This window comes from Streptomyces sp. SYSU D01066-1 (assembly GCF_054956795.1).
Map to the genome: position 1 here is coordinate 155,912 of NZ_JBUDHV010000014.1, position 16,006 is coordinate 171,917.

The following is a 16,006-nucleotide window of genomic DNA, read 5'->3' on the forward strand; positions in this document are numbered from 1 at the left end:
ACTCTGTTCGCGGGATTCACCTTCCAGTGCCGACGCGGAGCGCGCCCTCTGGCTTTCGGAAGCACATGGCATGCATTTGGTGACTACCACCCGCCGACCTGCGTCGGGCATCTGGATAGGGTCGCGGTACCCCAGCCGGAGAGGTAGCCGTATGGACCACGAGATCGTGATCGCCCAGACGACCAGTGACAACGAAGATCAGGCGAAGGCTCTCGCCCGGGGCGCGGTGGAAAGCAAGCTGGCAGCAGGCGTTCACATCGATGCGCCCATCACCGCCTTCTACTGGTGGAAGGGCAAGGTGGAATCGGCACAGGAGTGGCGAATTTCGTACATGACGTCGACGGACCGCCTCCCAGCACTGAAAGCATGGCTGCATGAGAGGCACCCGTATGACGTCCCCCAGTGGGTCACGCTGCCCGTGACCGGAGGGTCTGAGGCATACCTGTCCTGGGTGGTCGACGAGACGCACCCGCAGTAGAGGGCGGGCACGCCACCCAGTACCTCGCCCTCAGCAAGATCGCACGCCAGGGACGGCTCACGACGCGAACGCCAGCAGATGGCTGGCCAGATCACGCTCCGTGTCGGGGAGCCGGGCGGCGATGGCCTGCGCCCGCTGACGTCCCATGGTGTTCGGCTTGGACTCCGCTGCCGCTGCGAATTGGTGTGCGACGTAGACCCCGCGGTCTATGTCGCCACCGCGCAGAAGGGCAGACGCCAAGTCCCCGAGGACAACCACTCCGGAGTCGGGCAACTCCTTGCCCAGACGCTCGACCGCGGAGTCGGCTGTGGCCGTCAGCTCTTGGCGCTTGAGTTCGCCGTACACCGAGAGCGTCAGCGAGTCCATCCGGTACGGCGTCACAAAGCGGACCCACGCCTGCTCACTCCTGTAGTCGGCGAAGTCGTATGCGAAGTGAGCCTGTTCCAGCGCCCGGAGAGCACCAGCGTCGTCCCCTGCTTGAGCCGCTTCCTCCGCATACCGTCCCAAGGCCCATGCGGCAGCAGTCGCGTTGCCGCGCCCGCGCGCGTCCTGAGCTGCCTGAGACAGCAGCTTCAGCGCCTTGGCCGGAGTGGCGGCACCGTAGCTCGCGTAGCCCAGCGCCAAGGCGCGCAGAGGGGGGTGCCCGGCCGTCTTCGCGCACTGTGAGGTCACTCCGTAATAGGCAGCAGCCTTGTCATGCTCCCCGAGATCCCAAGCGACCCACCCGGCAAGGGCTGCGGTTTCCCCCGCTGCAATGGTCAGCGCTCGCTCGTGGGTGCCGGCACGGGGCAGAGCCGCAGTGATCGCGTCCAGGTGCGACTCGACCCGATTCTGCAGACTGCGCGCGCTTTCGCTCAGCTCGTCCACGTGCAACCGGGCCGCATGATCGATGAGCACGCCCGCCGACTCAGGGTCGATCATGGTCCCCTTGCTGAGCGCGTAGGCGAGTCGCCCCCATGGCTCGGCAGCCGCAGCTGAGCCGACGACGGCACCCCCCAGCAGCGTTCGGCGCTTCACGTCGTCCAGATCCTCCCGTTCAACCTCGTCCCTCCGTCGCCGCCTGGCTCGGGCGGCCTTCGCCTCGCGCAGCAGGGGTTCCAACGGGACGCCACAGGCCACAGCAATATGTCCCAGCGTGTGGTTCGTAGGGACGTTTTCACCGTTCTCGTACCGACTCACCTCACGGCGAGTCACCGTCGCCCGGCCGGAGGCCGCATTGATGGCATCCGCCTGCTCGTCCTGCGATCGGTCCGCGTTACGACGCAGCTGCCGGAGTAGCTCGGCGAACGGATCTGATGCCATGAGTCTGACCTCTATCAGTGGGGGCGGCTCAATCCTCTCCCCAACTCCGCCTTTCAGTTTCCCCCTTGACAAAGATTTCCCCCTCGGGTTTCCCCTGTTCCGGGACGCGAGGCCACGGTGCGATAGGCACATGACCACGCACCGGGCACCATCGTCGCCCCGACCCGAGATGGACGACGGCGGGGACACTGTCGTCGCCAGCTCGCCCTCGGGGTGCCCGCTGACGTCTGGCGTTTTCGAGATGGTCATGGAGCCGGCGAGTGTCCACGTCGCTCAAGCGCGAGGCACCACAGTCACTGTGCTGAGTCAGTGGGCGTTGCCGGCGGGCCCGGCGGAAGACGCCCAGCTCGTCGTCTCGGAGTTGGTGACCAACGCGATCAGCCACGGCTCCGGGGATGTGCGGTTGCGGGTATGGCACGACCACTACCAGCTCCGCATCGAGGTCAAAGACGGCAGCTGCGCCCCGGCCAGGCGACGACGTACAGGCGCCAACGACCACGGTGGACGAGGACTGCTCCTTGTCGAGTGCGTGTCGTTCCGGTGGGGCGTGGCCGACGGCGGCCGGACTACATACGCGGTCATCCCCACTCATACGGAGGCACCCCGATGTCACCGTACGACGCAACCACCCTTGAACCGACGCCCTGATCCCCGTGGATCCGACTCGGGTGTGCCACCACTCTGATCACGTCAAGGAGGAAGACAAGGTTCCTCTCCCGGTGTGCCAGCGGTGACTCGGACTTTGGCACGCCACCCCTGACAGCAAGGTGTGCCCCCCCAGATGACAAGGACGACCATGACCGTTCCCACCCCGCAATCGCCACCGGCTCCGCCCCCGCGCACTTCCTCAGCCGGCGACAGCACGTCACGCGCCCTTCTTCTCGACCTCGACGGTGTCCTGCTCGACACCCGCCCAGTGATGCGAAAGGCGTGGCGCAAGGTCCAAGAGCTGCACGACATCGCCGTCCCGTTCCACGACTACGAGTGCCACCTGGGGCGCGAATTCGGCGACATCATGCAGCGACTGGGCGTGACTGACACCGAGACAGTCCGCCGGACATACGAAACGGAATCCGTCGGCGCGGCGCACCTCGCGCAGGTATTCACCGGCATCGTCGAGATACTCCACGCCTTCGTGGCCGCGAACTGGCGGCTGGGCGTGGTGACGTCGAAGCACGTCGACCGCGCGGCCCCGCTTCTCGCGCGCCTCGGATGTCCCTTCGCGACCATCCGAACCCCCGCCGGATCGGGCCGGACAAAGCCGGCCCCGGACCCGCTCCTCCTCGCCTTGGTCGATCTGGGGGTCGATCCCGCTGCAGCCGTGTACGTAGGGGACATGGCGGTCGACCAGGAATCCGCCGCCCGTGCCGGGGTCGCCTACATCCACGCTGGGTGGGGGTACGGGCGGCCCACCTCCCCCGCCCCCGAGGCTGCCGCTTCGCCCAAGGAACTGCGGCGCCTTCTCCGCCCCGCCGAGCCGCTCGTCGAGGGGAGTTCGGCGTGAGTCCCCGTATGACGGGTGGTCTGGGCCTGGTCCGCTCCGCCTTCCCCGGGAAACCGACGTGGGATCTCGTCGGCAGCGGCGCCCTGGTACACGCGAGTACCGACCACGTCCACACCTCGGAACTGGAAGCCACGACCGTCGACCGCCAAGAGTTGCGCGCTTGCGTCGAGGATGCCATGGCTTCTCTCGACCGCTACGGCGCCTCGCTCGCCTCCACTCCGGGCGGAGCCGGCTGGCTTCATGTCCAGCATGTTCCGGTGCGACGCTTCGTTGCCGAGATCGTGCGCAAGCTCCTGTCCCTGAACGCCTGGGAGCCGTTCGCTTCGGCGCCGGGACCCTTGGCTCTGGCTCCGTACGAGGGACTTGTGGGACTGCGTTCGAGCAGCTCGCGAGAGTACCTGGCCTACACCGTGACTTGGTCCGGCATCGCGTACCTGCTCGGGGCTGCGGCACCGCACAACCCGACCCGCTCCGCCCGGCTACGCACCCGCACCCGCACCGGCACCGGCACTGCGAACACGGAGCCGATCCCACGTCCCTCGAACCTCGGACGGCAGGACGTCATCGCGCTGTCCTGGACCTCCCGCCACGCCGACACGTTGATGCCGGTTCTCACCGAACTGGCCCGCGACGGACAGAAGAATCTCCTGCTCGATCTCGCCACCGATCCCGCAGAGCGGTGCACCGCGGAATCGGTCACAGACAACGAAGTGCGCTCGGCACCGAGCAACCTCTTCGTCCTCTCCGGCACCGCTGAGGGCCTACATCAACCCGATGACGAGCACGTCGTCCACGTTGCAGGACACGGTGTGCAACTCGTCCGGCTCGTCCGCCTTTTGTCTGTGCTGTTCGAGACCAGCGGTGGCTGCACACAGCCTTCGTGGCAGGCCCTGTTGCAGGCGGAGAGCTGGCTGGACGACGTGCTGTCGACGACCCGGCCGCACACCGTCCTCCTGAGCAACGACACCAGTCCTCTCGGCGTACTGGCCGCGCACGCCGCCGACCGACACGGCGCGAACTCGGTTCACGTCCAGCACGGGGCGTGGACGGCGGACTCGGCGGCCTGGCCGGCCCTGCACAGCCGCGACATCGTCGTCATGGGCGAACGAGACCTCGCTCTCGGTCGAGCGTGGGTACGCCACACCGCCGCCGAGGTGCATGTACTCGGACAGCCCCGCTTCGACGTACTGGCCGGCCTGGGCCGCGAGGCGCAGCGGCGGTACCTGGAGAAGCTGCTTGCTCCAGGTGGCCGCCGCGCACCCGCCCGGATAGCGGTGTGGGCCTGCCAGCCGTTCAGCCTCGATCACCTCAAGTCCCATGCGGACCTCCTCCTGGATGGACTCGGCAGGGCGAATGGCGACTGGGGACTCATCGTCGCTCCGCACCCGGCGCAGGGCGCCGATGCCTTCACCTCTGTCTTGCAGCGGGATGGCGGGCCGCTCGTTGCCGTGGCCGATCCCCGGGTCGGTGCGCGGGGCTGCATCGCCGGCGCCGACGCCCTGGCGAGCGCGTATTCGACGTGCGGTATCGAAGCCGCGCTGCTCGGCGTCCCGGTCCTTGAAATCGGCCCGCCGGGTGAACGCACGCTGGACCTGGCCGGTCACGGTCTCGCGACCCGGTGCCACGACGCCGGTGACGTCGCCGAAGCACTGCTCGCACTGCGTGAACCCCGTACGCCCGTCCCTCAAAAGGCCCTGGACGCGGTGTGCCGATGGCGCGGTGACAGCGCGGCTCGGATCGCTCGTCTCATCACCGACCGCGCCGCGTCCACCGCCAGGTCGTCCATTTCCATCCATCACGATTCGGGCGCCTCTGCGTCGCCCCAGGACCAGGAGGCATCCGTCCGATGACACATCTCACCGCTGACAACATGGCCGAGCTGTTCTCCGGCGCTGTCGCGCTGGCCAAGTCCGGCCAGGAGGTCAGCCCTCGGGGCATGGCAACCCGCGAAGTCCGTGACGTCCACCTGCTGCTCACCCAGCCGCGCGCCCGCCTGCTCTACGCACCACCGTCCCGGATCGTGAACCCGGCCTTCGCGGTCGCCGAGACGGTCTGGCACCTGTCCGGATCCGACGCCTCGTGGATCTTCGACTACAACGAACGCCTGCGGCAGTACGCCGACGACGGCGTCCTCCTCGGTGCGTACGGACCCCGAATGCGGAACTGGGCCGGCAAGGTGGACCAACTGGCCCGTGTCGTGGAGATCCTCCAGGCGGATCCCGACTCCCGTCGAGCCGTGATCCAGCTCTACGATCCGGCCCGCGACTCCGCCGGGCACAGGGACGTGCCCTGCACACTCGGTTTCCGGTTCCACCTGCGTGCCGGGCGCCTGCATATGGCGACCATGATGCGCGGCCAGGACGTGTGGGTCGGCATGCCGTACGACGTGTTCTTCTACACCGTGCTGCACGAGTTGGTCGCCGGGTGGCTCGACGCGGAGTTGGGCGAGTTCCACCTGCACGTCGGCTCGCTGCACATCTACGACGAACACGTGGAGCAGGCCGACGTACTGACTTCGCTCTCGGCGAGCCCGCTCATGCCCGACCTGCGAACGCCCTGGGTGGGCTTCGCCGACCTGCTCGCCCAGGTCGAGGCCCGCGACGTGACCGGCCACCCCGGCTGGGACGCAATGGCCGGGACGCTGCGCAGCTACCGCCTGTGGAAGGACGGCGATCACGAGCAGGCATGGGGCGCGGCCGACACGATCGACGGGCCTCTGGGGGAGGCCCTCACCGCCTGGTACAGAGAGCTGAAGCGGCGCTCGGCCGTGCGCGCCGCGACGGCCGGGGCGAGGTGACGGCCGTCATGAAGCGCACACCTTTCGTCGTCCTCGGCCTGTGCTCGTACACCCACGACTCGTCGGCCGCCCTTCTCGTGGACGGTGAACTCGTCGGCTTCGTCGAGGAGGAGCGCCTCACCGAGCAGAAGCACACCAAGCTCTTTCCGGCCCGCGCCATCGGGTGGCTGCTCGACCGGGCCAAGCTGAGCGCCGCTGACGTGGACGCCGTCGCCTACAACTTCCAGCCCGCCCACTACCTCGCCGAGACGCCCGTCGCCCTGCGCATGGCGTTCTCGCCGGTAACACGCGAGCGGAGCATGGCGCGTGCCCACGGATTCGCCAAGGTAGCCGTACGTACCCGGCGGCGACTGCGGCTCCTCGGTAGCCAATTCCCCTCTGCCCGCGTCAGTCCGGTCCTGCACCACCGCGCCCACCAGCTCACCGCCTTCGCCGGCTCCGGCTGGGAGGAAGCCGCTGTGCTCGTGGTCGACAGCCTCGGCGAGCGGCAGACCACCACAGTCGCCCGCGGGCACGGCACTCGTCACCCCCGTGTCCAGACGCTGGAAGCGATCAACGACCCGGCCTCCCTGGGGTACGTGTACGGCGCTGTCACCGAGCACCTGGGGTGGCGGCGGGGCGACGAGGAGGGCACCGTCATGGCGCTGGCTGCCCTCGGCGACCCCGCTCGCTTCCGCCGCCTGTTCGCAAGGGCCGTCCGCATGACAGCTACGGGCTTCCATATCGACCCCGGTTACTTCCCCACGCGCACCCTCACATCGGGGTACTCAAGGACATCTCGGCGATTCGTCGCCGAGACCTGCCCCGAGCGGCACCCGACCGAGCCTCTCGCGGACGTCCACCGAGATCTGGCGGCTGCCCTCCAGGAGCGGACCGAGCAGGTGATGGTGCACCTCGCCCGCCGTGCCCGTGTGCTCACCGGCTGCCGGCGTCTGTGCGTCGGAGGTGGTGTCGCCACGAACTGCCTGAGCATCGGGAAGATCATCGAGTCCGGCATCTTCGACGAGGTCTTCGTGCCGCCGGCACCAGGTGACGCCGGAACGGCGATCGGCGCCGCCCTCGCCGTGCACGTCGACCGACGCAACCCTCACCCGGCCGCCGGCATCGCCCGCACCTGCTACCTCGGTCCTTCCTACGAGGACCAGCCCCTCGACCTCACACCCTGGCCCGGCCTCCGCCAGAAAGCCCTGAGTATCGAGACCGCCGAGTTCCTCGCCGACCAGCTGGCCCACGGCACGATCACCGGACTGTTCCAGGGTGCCGTCGAAGCCGGACCGCGTGCCCTGGGCAACCGCTCGATCCTCGCCTCGCCGCTGGAGCCCGGCGTCGTGCAGCGCCTGAACGCCACCGTGAAGTTCCGCGAACCATTCCGGCCCTTTGCTCCCATGGTTCCGGCCGAACGCGCTGCCGAGTTCTTCACACTCGGCCAACCGGCGCCGTACATGTCCATGACCTCCGGGGTGACGGACAAGACGCGTGAGCTCGTGCCGGCCGTCGTGCACGAGAACGGCACCTCGCGTCTCCAGACCGTGACCAGGAGGCAGAACCCGTTCGTGCACGCGGTCCTGACCGCCTTCGGTCGCCGCACCGGCGTACCCGTATTGATCAACACCTCTCTCAACGTCAAGGGCAAGCCGATCTGCGGGACACCCGAAATGGCACTGGAGTGCCTGGCCAACTCCGGACTCGACGCCCTGCTCCTCGAAGGGCGGTGGATCACCAAGTGAAGATCGGTTACAGCTTCTGGGGCTTCCTCGGCAACGGCGTCACCGACACCCCGGACGGGGGCCGCAGCCACCGCCGCCCCTTCGTCGACGCCCTCCTCGCCCGCGGTCACGACATCGTCTTCCTGCAGGCCGACCGCGACCGCCTGGAAGCCGGCGACGACCTCGGCAACGCGTACACCTTCGACGAAGGCACCCCCGGCATCGATGTCTTGTTCCTGGAATGGCGCTGGGTGATTCCCGGCCGCAACACCACGGTCTGCGGGACCGAGGGGCACACGTGCGACCTGCACCGGCAGGCCCAGCTCGTCAACCACTACACAGTGCGGCACCGTACGCCCACCGTGATCTGGGACAAGGACCGCACGCTGCAGGCCGATAGCGTATGGCGACGTACGGCCCACGCTCTCGTCTGCGAGGCCGCACTCGCGCCGGCCCACGGCGCACACTCCCTGCTCTTCCCCGTAGCCGAGGACCTCATCGCCCAGGCGGACCCAGTGGCCCTCGCCGCACAACGGCGGGACCTCGTGCTCGGCTACGTGGGCAACCAGTACGACCGCGACGAGCCCTTCGATCGCTTCTTCGCCCCGGCCGCCGCCCACGTCGATCACCTGGTCGCCGGGAAATGGACGAAGACCGATCGCTGGCCGCATGTCCGCTTCGTTGGCCGGGTCCCGTTCGAGGCCACCGCCGGCGTCTACGGCCGGTCTCTGGCCACGGTGCTCATGCTGCCCGAGCGGTATGCCCGCGTCGGGCAGATGACCCAGCGCATCTTCGAGGCAGTGCTCGCCGGGTGTCTCCCCCTGGTCCCGGCAGACATCCGCTTCGCCGACCGTTTCGTCCCGCGTGAGCTGGTCGTGCGTTCCGGCCGGGACGTACTCGAATACCTCCCCCACCTCCGCAAGATCGCCGGCACCCAGCAGCACGCCGACCTGATCGCCGCGTGTGTGGACCGCCTGAGCCTGTTCGACCTGAGTAAACAGGTCGACACCCTGGAATCCGTCGTGCACGGGCTCGTCGAGGCCACCGCGGCCGAACGGGGAGCTGCCTGATGCAGACCGCTCGGCTGGCCAAGAAGCCTGGCTCATCCCATCGTGCCTCGGGGGACGGGGCCGCCGGACACTCGCACCTGTCTACGCTGGAGCACCATGAAGAAGGTCGCCATCATCGGCTGCGGAGGCAGCGGCAAATCTCACGTGGCCCGCGAACTGGGCAGGATCCTCGACGCCCCGGTGACGCATCTGGACGCCGCGTTCTACGACGACGAGTGGAACGCGCTGTCCATGGACGAGTTCACCGCCGTCCAGCGCGAGCTGGTCGCGCAGCCGCGGTGGGTGATCGACGGCAACTACAACTCGACCCTGCAGGTGCGGCTCGAAGCCTGCGACACGGTGGTCCTGATGGACGTGTCGACGGTAGCGGCGCTGTACGGGATCTTCTCCCGGCAGCTCCGGCACGGGGCCGGGCACAAGGGCAACGGGGTGCACAACCGCATCCACTGGGGTGTGATCAAGTACGTCGCCACCTACCGGCGCAAGATGCGGCCCCGCGTGCTGGCGAAGATCGAGGAGTTCGGCTCCGGCGCCGATGTGGTGCTGCTGGCCAACCGGCGTCAGACGCGCCGTTGGCTACGGAAGGTGGCCGCCGAGCAGTCCTGAACGGCTCGCGCCCCCGGGCCGGGGGCGCGGCATGAGCGACCCCAACCCGTTCCTGGACCCCACCCGCCGGCAGGAGCTGTACGGCCGTGCCTCGCGGCTGGCTGGGCGGACCAGTGCCCTGCTGCGTGCGAAGACCTCTGGCCGCCCCGTGCCCGAGACCATCGTCAGTCTGGTGCAGACCCACCATGCCCGGCCAGACCGGCTCGGCGTCGTGCTCGACATCGGCTGCGGTCGCGGCACAAGCAGCCTGGTCCTCGCCGAGCAACTCCAGCCGCAGCACGTCGTCGGCCTGGACGCTGCCCCCTCCCTGCTGGCCCAAGCCCACGAGCGCGCCCAAGATCTGATCGACACCACGGTGAGCTTCGTCGAGGGAGACTTCCACGACCTTCCGCTGCCCGCCGGGTCGTGCGATGTTGCCGTCGCCGCGTTCTGCCTCTACCACTCGCCGTGCCCCGGAAGCGTCATCGCGCAGATCGCCCGGGTACTCGCCCCCGAGGGCGTGGCCGTGCTCGTCACCAAGAGTCTCGACAGCTACCGAGAGATGGACCAGCTCGTCGCTTCCGTCGGCCTCGATCCGCGAGCCGACCAGCGCGAGAGCCTCTACGCCGCGGCCCACAGCGGCAACCTCGCCGACCTGGCCGCCTCCTCGCTCGACGTGATCGCCGTCCTGGACGAGGAGCACGCCTTCACCTTCGAGGGCCACGACCACACGGCGCAGTACCTGGCCACCAACCCCAAGTACGACCTCGCGCCCGGCCTGTACGGCGACCCCGGCGCGTTGTCCGCAACCCTGCACGAATTCATCCCCGACCAGCCACTCACCACCCGGTCCCGCATCACCTTCGTCGTAGCCCAGCCGAACGAAGGGCGGCCAGCATGAGCATCACACCATTCACCAAGCACTACGCGACACCAGAGCGCGCGGCGGGAGCTGTGCGCCACTACCGGTGGATCGACGAGCACGCGAAACCGCTGCGGCAGCCGGCCCTCCACACCATCAGGCCTGACAGCCTGACGTTTGAACGGATCGAGGGCCGCTCCGTGCGCCCCGCGGACCTTCCCCGCGTGGCGAAACTGCTGGGCCACGCCCACGGTGCCGCCTGGTCCAGCGACCTGCAGTCGGCGTCGCTGCACACCCCGCACTGCTTTCGGGATGGCACGGCGTTTGGCGATTACCTGGGCGTTCGTGAGGCAGCCCTACGGCAACGCCACGAGCAGGGCTACCTGCCGGACAAGGCGGCCTTGTACGCGATGCTTGGCCTGCTGGAAGCCACCGCCCAAGGACCATGCGCCTTCTACAAGGACAGCAACCCGCTGAACTTCATCATCACCAGCACGCAGGAAATCGTCGCCGTCGATACCGATGACCTGTCCCTGGCCCCGTTGGGCTATGACCTCGCGAAGCTCATCGCGACGCTCCACCTGACGTACGGACCGCTCACGGACCACGCCGTCAACGCTGCCCTGCTCGCGTACAACGCGGCAGCCCGACGCCACGACGCCCGGTTGGGTACGACGGACCGAGGACGGCTCGACAGCTTTCTGGGCCTGCACGCCGTGCTCACAGCCCCGTACGTCGGCCGTAACGGCTACCGCTACGCCTTGCCCCTCCGTTTTCACCACCGAGGTGCCTCATGATCATCAGCGAACTCGTCTTCGTACGACACGGTCAGGCGCAGTGCAACGCCGACGGCCTCGTCGGTGGCCCGCGCACCTGCACCGGCCTGACCGATCTCGGGTACGCCCAGGCTGAACAGGCGGCACGCCGCCTGGCCACCGAGCACCTGAAGAAGCCCTTCGACGTGGTCTACGCGGGACCGCGGATCCGTCTCGTCCAGACCGGCGAGATCATCGCTCAGACGCTGCAGATTCCGCTGCACCACGATGATCGTCTCGACGGCCCGGTCCACGGCGATGCCGACGGCAAGCCTTGGGATGCGGTGAAGACGGCCGCCAACGGCGGACCGCATGCGCACCCCGACCTCCCTGGGCCGCCGGCTCCGACACCTGGAACGGGTTCCTGAAGCGCGCCAGCAGAGACCTGTGTCAGCTCATCGAGGAGAACCATGGGAAGCGCGTCGTGTTTGCGGCCCACGGGGAGACCGTGATCACCGCACACACCCTGCTCCTCGGTATCCCGATCGGCTCGCCGGCGGGCTTCACGCACCACCACGCGTCCATCACCCGCTGGCAACACCACCGCAACCGCCTGGGCCAGACCCGCTGGATGCTCGATCGACACAACGACACCGAGCACCTCAGTCTCCTCACACCGGAGCCGACCCCGTGATCGCTACATCGGAGGACCCTCGAATCCGACTGGCACACCGCTTCCTTGGCCCAGTCGAGACCGCGCCGGACTCCAGGCTGCCGGCCAGGGTCGTGCGCGTGGTGGCCTGCGACGGGCGTCACTTCGTTGCCAAGCAGCACGCAAAGCGAGACCGCTACGCAGGAGAACTCCACGCCTACCGGACATGGGGCACCTACCTCACCGGCCATGCGCCGCAGCTGGTCGGTCGTGACGATGCCACCCGCACCCTGCTGCTGACCGCGCTCACAGGCGATCGAGCAGACACCGCAGCCCCTGGCTCACCCGAGGAGAAACTGGCCCATTACGAGGCCGGCCACGTCCTCGGCAAGCTCCACCGTGCCACCACCATGTCTCCGGGTGGCGCCGTCGGCGCAGCGCTCGCCGAGCGCCTTCAGAGCTGGATCGACCGGGCCGTCCACGCCGACCTGGTCGACGCAGCCGAGCAGAGCCTGCTGAAGCACCACGCCGAAATCTTGGGGCACAGCCGCATGGACAGCGCGGTCTGCCATCTCGACTACCAGCCGCGCAACTGGCTGACAGGGGACACCTTCGGTATCTGCGACTTCGAGCACATGCGACGCGACGCCCGCGTCCGGGACTTCGCACGGCTCGAATTCCGACGCTGGCAAGCCGCACCCCACCTCCGCACGGCATTTTTCGACGGCTACGGGCGTCCGCTGAACGACACCGAACAGCACTTCCTGGAGTCCTTCGGCGCCATAGAGGCGGCCACGGCCCTGGTCAAGGGCCACCTGGAAAACGACCCCACTCTCAGCGAGCACGGCAGAACCGTCCTGTCCCAGCTCGCCTGACCTTCCTCTTCTTCGACGACACCTCTCTGGAGATTCCTGTGCCGCAGCACGAGCAGTCCCCGATCACTGCCGCCCCCCGTCGGGCCGTGGTGACCGGCTCCGCCGGATTCATCGGCTCCCACCTCGCGCACACCCTCGTCCGGGCCGGCACCACAGTGATCGGCGTGGACCGCCGAGACCCGACCACCGACTCCACGGCCGCAGCCAACCTCACTGCGCTGCGAGGGCTCCCGGGATACCACCACGTCACGGCCGACCTCCTCCACTGCGCGATCGACCCTCTCCTGATCGACGCGGACGCGGTCTTCCACCTCGCCGGAATCCCCGGTGTACGGCCCTCCTGGGGACCGCAGTTCGGCGACTATCTCGCGTCCAACGTGCTGGCCACCCACCGCGTCCTGGAAGCCTCCACTCGCATCGGTGTCCCCCGGCTGGTCGTCGCCTCCTCCTCCAGCGTCTACGGTCCGACCGACGGCGGCGCGAGCCTCGAGGCCGACCGTCCGAAACCCGCATCCCCGTACGCCGTGACCAAACTGGCCGAAGAGCAGCTCTGCCTCGCCTACGCCGAGCGCCCCACCGGTCCGAGCATCGTCGCCCTGCGGTACTTCACCGTCTACGGTCCCCGGCAGCGCACCGACATGTTCACCCATCGCGCCCTGCACGCCGCCCTGACCGGACAACCCCTCCGTCTGTACGGAGACGGCCACCAGCGCCGCGACTTCACCTACATCGACGACGTGGTCGCCGCCACGATTGCCTCGGCCGTCACACCGACCGCTCACGGTGCCATCAACGTCGGCGGCGGCTCGAACGCATCGCTGCTGGAGGTGATCAATATCGCCGCCCGCCTCACCGGTCGCGATATCCAGCTCCACCAGGACCACGCGCGTAACGGTGACGTCCTCATCACCCGCGCCGATCCCAGCCGCGCCCGGGAGGTCCTCGGTTGGCAGCCGCGAGTCGACCTCCACACCGGGCTTCGCGCCCACATGCAGGCGCTGGCCGCCCAGCTTCCGGATTACAGCCGGGCCGCGTAGCCCTACGCCTCGAAGCCCGAGAAGAGTGGTAATGGAAACTCCCGAGCGAGCGCGGCTGGACGCCTTCTTCCGGCAAATCACCGCGCAGTTCCCTGCCGGCGAGGCGATCACGACGCTGGTCATCACGCACCTGCTCCCGGAAAGACCGGCCTTCCTGCACGCCATGGCCGCGGTCTGCACGGTCGGCGCCGTACTGCCCAAGCCCCGGTCGATCCACCAGCCGACCCTTGACGCCGTCCGCCGCACACTGCCGGTCCACACCCTGGCCCGGGAGCGGTTCACCGACGAGACGCGCGCCCTGGACTATCTGGAGGACACGGCCGGCGGCCGGAACGTCGTCCTGGTGGACATCGGCGGGTACTTCGCGGCGAGTCTCGACACGCTCGTGAGCAAGTTCTCCGGCCGCATCCTCGGAGTCGTCGAGGACACCGAGAACGGACACCAGCGGTACGCGGCCCTCGACTCCCTGCCGTGCCCGGTCGTGTCCGTGGCCCGCTCCCCACTCAAGGACTGCGAGGACCACCTAGTCGGCCGATCGATCGTGTTCTCCACCGACGCCCTCGTCCGCGCTCGTGGGGACATCCTGGCCAGCCGCAACGCCTGCGTCATCGGCTTCGGCAAGATCGGCCGCGCCATCGCCCAGACCCTGCGCTCGCAGGATCTGCGCGTCACCGTGTACGACAACGATCCGGTCAGGCGGGTGCAGGCGCACTCCCTCGGCTTCCGCACCAGCGCGTCCACCGCCCACGCCGTGCACGACGCGGAACTCGTCCTGTGCGCCACCGGCAATCTGGCTCTTCGGCAGGGAGACTTCGCCGCGTTGCGCAACGGCGCGTACCTCGGATCGGTGACCTCCTCCGAGGACGAACTCGAACTCGGCAGCCTCCACGACCTTTACGAGCGCAGCCCAGTCGGAGCCCAGTTGACGCGATACGAGGTCACCGGCCACTACTTCTACGTCCTCGCCGACGGCGGTGCCGTCAACTTCGTGCACGGCGCCGCCGTCGGCCCGTACATCCACCTCGTCCAAGCCGAGATACTCGCCGCCACCGCCGCACTCAGCCACGCCCGCTTCCACCCGGGCCTGCATGAGATGCCGGCGTCCGACCGCGACACCATCGCCAGAACCTGGCTCCGCCACTTCGAAAGGTGACCCGGTGCCTCCCTCCACCGAACACATCCGCTCTGTCACCGAGGCGTATCTCGCCCGCCACCCGGACGAGCGCGATTCCCTGGCCCTGCTGTTCGCCGCGCTCGTCGGCCCCGACGCCCCCACGAGCCGCAAAACCTACCCCGCCCACGTGACCTGCAGCGCAATCCTCATCGACGACGACCGGCGCGTGCTGCACATCGTGCACAAGGCGTCCGGGAAGCTACTGGCGCCCGGCGGGCACAACGAGCCGGCTGACCGGCACCTGCGCGACGCTGCCCTGCGCGAACTACACGAAGAGGTCGGCATCGCGCCCAGCGCCGTCGTCCCCCTCGTCGGCTACGAGGACGTCCCCCTCGACATCGACGTGCACGCCATCGAAGCAAACCCCTTGAAGGACGAGCCGGCTCACCACCACGTGGACTTCCGCTGGGCATTCGACCTCGCCGCAGAACACAGGGTGACGCTCCAAGAGGAGGTCGACGGCTACGAATGGCGGCCGTTCGCCAGTGCCGCTTCACCCACCGTCCGCGCCAAGCTCACCCGGCTCGCCTGAGCCGCCCACTCGTACCCGACCACCGGAGGACGCCGTGTCCGCCACCACAGCCCATCAACTGGCCGGAGCGAAACCGCGCCGGCACATCGCCGTCATACCCTGCCGCTGGGGGGCTTCGCGCTTCCCCGGCAAACCGCTGGCCCTCCTCGGCGACAAGCCGTTGCTCTGGCACGTCCACCAGCGCTGCCTGGAGGCCAAACGCCTCGACAGAGCCATCGTGGCGACGGACGACGAACGCATCGAGGCAGCGTGCGGCCAACTGGGCATCGACTGCATCCGTACCGGAGAGCACCTCACCGGCACCGACCGCGTTGCGGAGGTCGCCGAGCGTCTGCCGGCTGAGGCGTACATCAACGTCCAGGGCGACGAGCCGTTCATTTCACCAACTGCCATCGACGACATCTCCGAGGCCCTGGAGTACGCGCCGCCGGGAACACTCGCCGTGAACGCATACACCGAGCTGCACGACCTGGGTGCCGCCCTTGACCACAACGTCGTCAAGGTCGTTGTCTCGGCCCAAGGGAAGGCCCTGATGTTCTCGCGCCAGCCCATCCCCTATCCCAAAGGCGACCGCCCTAAGTGAGCGTTTGGTTCGCTTTCGCGGTAGTTCTTGGCAGATTGCGCCCCGGCATGGTCGCTGTACGACGACCCCGTATACGGGGATAAGCCCTCAATGA

Annotated in this window: 18 protein-coding genes; 17 read left to right on the plus strand and 1 reads right to left on the minus strand. The window is 68.4% G+C overall.

Annotated features, from left to right (window positions below):
• The first annotated feature begins 151 nt into the window (after positions 1 to 151).
• On the plus strand, positions 152 to 478 hold the full coding sequence (gene cutA / locus ACY1JF_RS16425) for a divalent-cation tolerance protein CutA (RefSeq protein WP_462705862.1): 327 nt from the start codon (positions 152 to 154) through the stop codon (positions 476 to 478).
• Positions 479 to 535: 57 nt separating this feature from the next.
• Here the strand turns inward: cutA and ACY1JF_RS16430 are convergent, their stop codons facing one another.
• Positions 536 to 1,780, minus strand: a complete 1,245-nt coding sequence (locus ACY1JF_RS16430) for a helix-turn-helix domain-containing protein (RefSeq protein ID WP_462705863.1) — start codon at positions 1,778 to 1,780, stop codon at positions 536 to 538.
• Between the two features lie 247 nt (positions 1,781 to 2,027).
• Here ACY1JF_RS16430 and ACY1JF_RS16435 point away from each other — a divergent pair, with 247 nt between their 5' ends.
• The 16 genes from ACY1JF_RS16435 (at position 2,028) to ACY1JF_RS16510 (ending at position 15,912) form a co-directional block, all read left to right on the plus strand.
• Positions 2,028 to 2,465 carry an ATP-binding protein gene (locus ACY1JF_RS16435; protein WP_462705887.1) on the plus strand — a complete coding sequence of 146 codons (438 nt, stop codon included), beginning with the start codon at positions 2,028 to 2,030 and terminating at the stop codon, positions 2,463 to 2,465.
• Between the two features lie 111 nt (positions 2,466 to 2,576).
• Positions 2,577 to 3,284 (plus strand): HAD family hydrolase, encoded by a 708-nt coding sequence (locus ACY1JF_RS16440; RefSeq protein WP_462705864.1) that lies wholly within the window; start codon positions 2,577 to 2,579, stop codon positions 3,282 to 3,284.
• An 8-nt stretch (positions 3,285 to 3,292) separates the two neighbouring features.
• Positions 3,293 to 5,134 (plus strand): hypothetical protein, encoded by a 1,842-nt coding sequence (locus ACY1JF_RS16445; protein ID WP_462705865.1) that lies wholly within the window; start codon positions 3,293 to 3,295, stop codon positions 5,132 to 5,134.
• A complete protein-coding gene (locus ACY1JF_RS16450; RefSeq protein ID WP_462705866.1) occupies positions 5,131 to 6,081 on the plus strand; it encodes a thymidylate synthase in 951 nt (316 codons plus the stop codon). Before ACY1JF_RS16445 ends, ACY1JF_RS16450 begins: the two co-directional genes overlap by 4 nt.
• A gap of 8 nt (positions 6,082 to 6,089) precedes the next feature.
• Positions 6,090 to 7,808, plus strand: coding sequence for a carbamoyltransferase family protein (locus ACY1JF_RS16455; RefSeq protein WP_462705867.1), 1,719 nt, complete (start codon positions 6,090 to 6,092; stop codon positions 7,806 to 7,808).
• Positions 7,805 to 8,857 carry a glycosyltransferase family protein gene (locus ACY1JF_RS16460; protein ID WP_462705868.1) on the plus strand — a complete coding sequence of 351 codons (1,053 nt, stop codon included), beginning with the start codon at positions 7,805 to 7,807 and terminating at the stop codon, positions 8,855 to 8,857. The genes ACY1JF_RS16455 and ACY1JF_RS16460 overlap by 4 nt, the downstream gene beginning before the upstream one ends.
• A gap of 96 nt (positions 8,858 to 8,953) precedes the next feature.
• The gene (locus tag ACY1JF_RS16465) at positions 8,954 to 9,463 is read left to right on the plus strand and encodes a P-loop NTPase family protein (protein WP_462705869.1); all 510 of its coding nucleotides are present in this window, start codon (positions 8,954 to 8,956) and stop codon (positions 9,461 to 9,463) included.
• A 31-nt stretch (positions 9,464 to 9,494) separates the two neighbouring features.
• The gene (locus tag ACY1JF_RS16470) at positions 9,495 to 10,343 is read left to right on the plus strand and encodes a class I SAM-dependent methyltransferase (RefSeq protein ID WP_462705870.1); all 849 of its coding nucleotides are present in this window, start codon (positions 9,495 to 9,497) and stop codon (positions 10,341 to 10,343) included.
• The gene (locus ACY1JF_RS16475; protein WP_462705871.1) at positions 10,340 to 11,101 is read left to right on the plus strand and encodes a phosphotransferase; all 762 of its coding nucleotides are present in this window, start codon (positions 10,340 to 10,342) and stop codon (positions 11,099 to 11,101) included. Before ACY1JF_RS16470 ends, ACY1JF_RS16475 begins: the two co-directional genes overlap by 4 nt.
• Entirely contained in the window at positions 11,098 to 11,487 is a 390-nt protein-coding gene (locus ACY1JF_RS16480) for a histidine phosphatase family protein (RefSeq protein WP_462705872.1), read from the plus strand. The genes ACY1JF_RS16475 and ACY1JF_RS16480 overlap by 4 nt, the downstream gene beginning before the upstream one ends.
• On the plus strand, positions 11,394 to 11,753 hold the full coding sequence (locus ACY1JF_RS16485; protein WP_462705873.1) for a histidine phosphatase family protein: 360 nt from the start codon (positions 11,394 to 11,396) through the stop codon (positions 11,751 to 11,753). The genes ACY1JF_RS16480 and ACY1JF_RS16485 overlap by 94 nt, the downstream gene beginning before the upstream one ends.
• On the plus strand, positions 11,750 to 12,586 hold the full coding sequence (locus ACY1JF_RS16490) for an aminoglycoside phosphotransferase/kinase family protein (RefSeq protein WP_462705874.1): 837 nt from the start codon (positions 11,750 to 11,752) through the stop codon (positions 12,584 to 12,586). Before ACY1JF_RS16485 ends, ACY1JF_RS16490 begins: the two co-directional genes overlap by 4 nt.
• A 38-nt stretch (positions 12,587 to 12,624) precedes the next feature.
• Positions 12,625 to 13,623 (plus strand): NAD-dependent epimerase/dehydratase family protein, encoded by a 999-nt coding sequence (locus tag ACY1JF_RS16495; protein WP_462705875.1) that lies wholly within the window; start codon positions 12,625 to 12,627, stop codon positions 13,621 to 13,623.
• A 31-nt stretch (positions 13,624 to 13,654) separates the two neighbouring features.
• On the plus strand, positions 13,655 to 14,776 hold the full coding sequence (locus ACY1JF_RS16500; protein WP_462705876.1) for an adenosylhomocysteinase: 1,122 nt from the start codon (positions 13,655 to 13,657) through the stop codon (positions 14,774 to 14,776).
• 4 nt (positions 14,777 to 14,780) lie between these two features.
• On the plus strand, positions 14,781 to 15,329 hold the full coding sequence (locus tag ACY1JF_RS16505) for an NUDIX hydrolase (RefSeq protein WP_462705877.1): 549 nt from the start codon (positions 14,781 to 14,783) through the stop codon (positions 15,327 to 15,329).
• A 34-nt stretch (positions 15,330 to 15,363) separates the two neighbouring features.
• Complete coding sequence (locus ACY1JF_RS16510; protein WP_462705878.1) at positions 15,364 to 15,912, plus strand: cytidylyltransferase domain-containing protein; 549 nt, start codon at positions 15,364 to 15,366, stop codon at positions 15,910 to 15,912.
• Positions 15,913 to 16,006: the final 94 nt, after the last annotated feature.

Coding starts and splice junctions, on each gene's coding strand:
- cutA (WP_462705862.1), top strand. CDS start 152: ATGGACCACGAGATCGTGATCGCCCAGACGACCAGTGACAACGAAGAT.
- ACY1JF_RS16465 (WP_462705869.1), top strand. CDS start 8,954: ATGAAGAAGGTCGCCATCATCGGCTGCGGAGGCAGCGGCAAATCTCAC.
- ACY1JF_RS16470 (WP_462705870.1), top strand. CDS start 9,495: ATGAGCGACCCCAACCCGTTCCTGGACCCCACCCGCCGGCAGGAGCTG.
- ACY1JF_RS16500 (WP_462705876.1), top strand. CDS start 13,655: ATGGAAACTCCCGAGCGAGCGCGGCTGGACGCCTTCTTCCGGCAAATC.
- ACY1JF_RS16430 (WP_462705863.1), bottom strand. CDS start 1,780: ATGGCATCAGATCCGTTCGCCGAGCTACTCCGGCAGCTGCGTCGTAAC.
- ACY1JF_RS16445 (WP_462705865.1), top strand. CDS start 3,293: ATGACGGGTGGTCTGGGCCTGGTCCGCTCCGCCTTCCCCGGGAAACCG.
- ACY1JF_RS16475 (WP_462705871.1), top strand. CDS start 10,340: ATGAGCATCACACCATTCACCAAGCACTACGCGACACCAGAGCGCGCG.
- ACY1JF_RS16435 (WP_462705887.1), top strand. CDS start 2,028: ATGGAGCCGGCGAGTGTCCACGTCGCTCAAGCGCGAGGCACCACAGTC.
- ACY1JF_RS16480 (WP_462705872.1), top strand. CDS start 11,098: ATGATCATCAGCGAACTCGTCTTCGTACGACACGGTCAGGCGCAGTGC.
- ACY1JF_RS16450 (WP_462705866.1), top strand. CDS start 5,131: ATGACACATCTCACCGCTGACAACATGGCCGAGCTGTTCTCCGGCGCT.
- ACY1JF_RS16440 (WP_462705864.1), top strand. CDS start 2,577: ATGACCGTTCCCACCCCGCAATCGCCACCGGCTCCGCCCCCGCGCACT.
- ACY1JF_RS16455 (WP_462705867.1), top strand. CDS start 6,090: ATGAAGCGCACACCTTTCGTCGTCCTCGGCCTGTGCTCGTACACCCAC.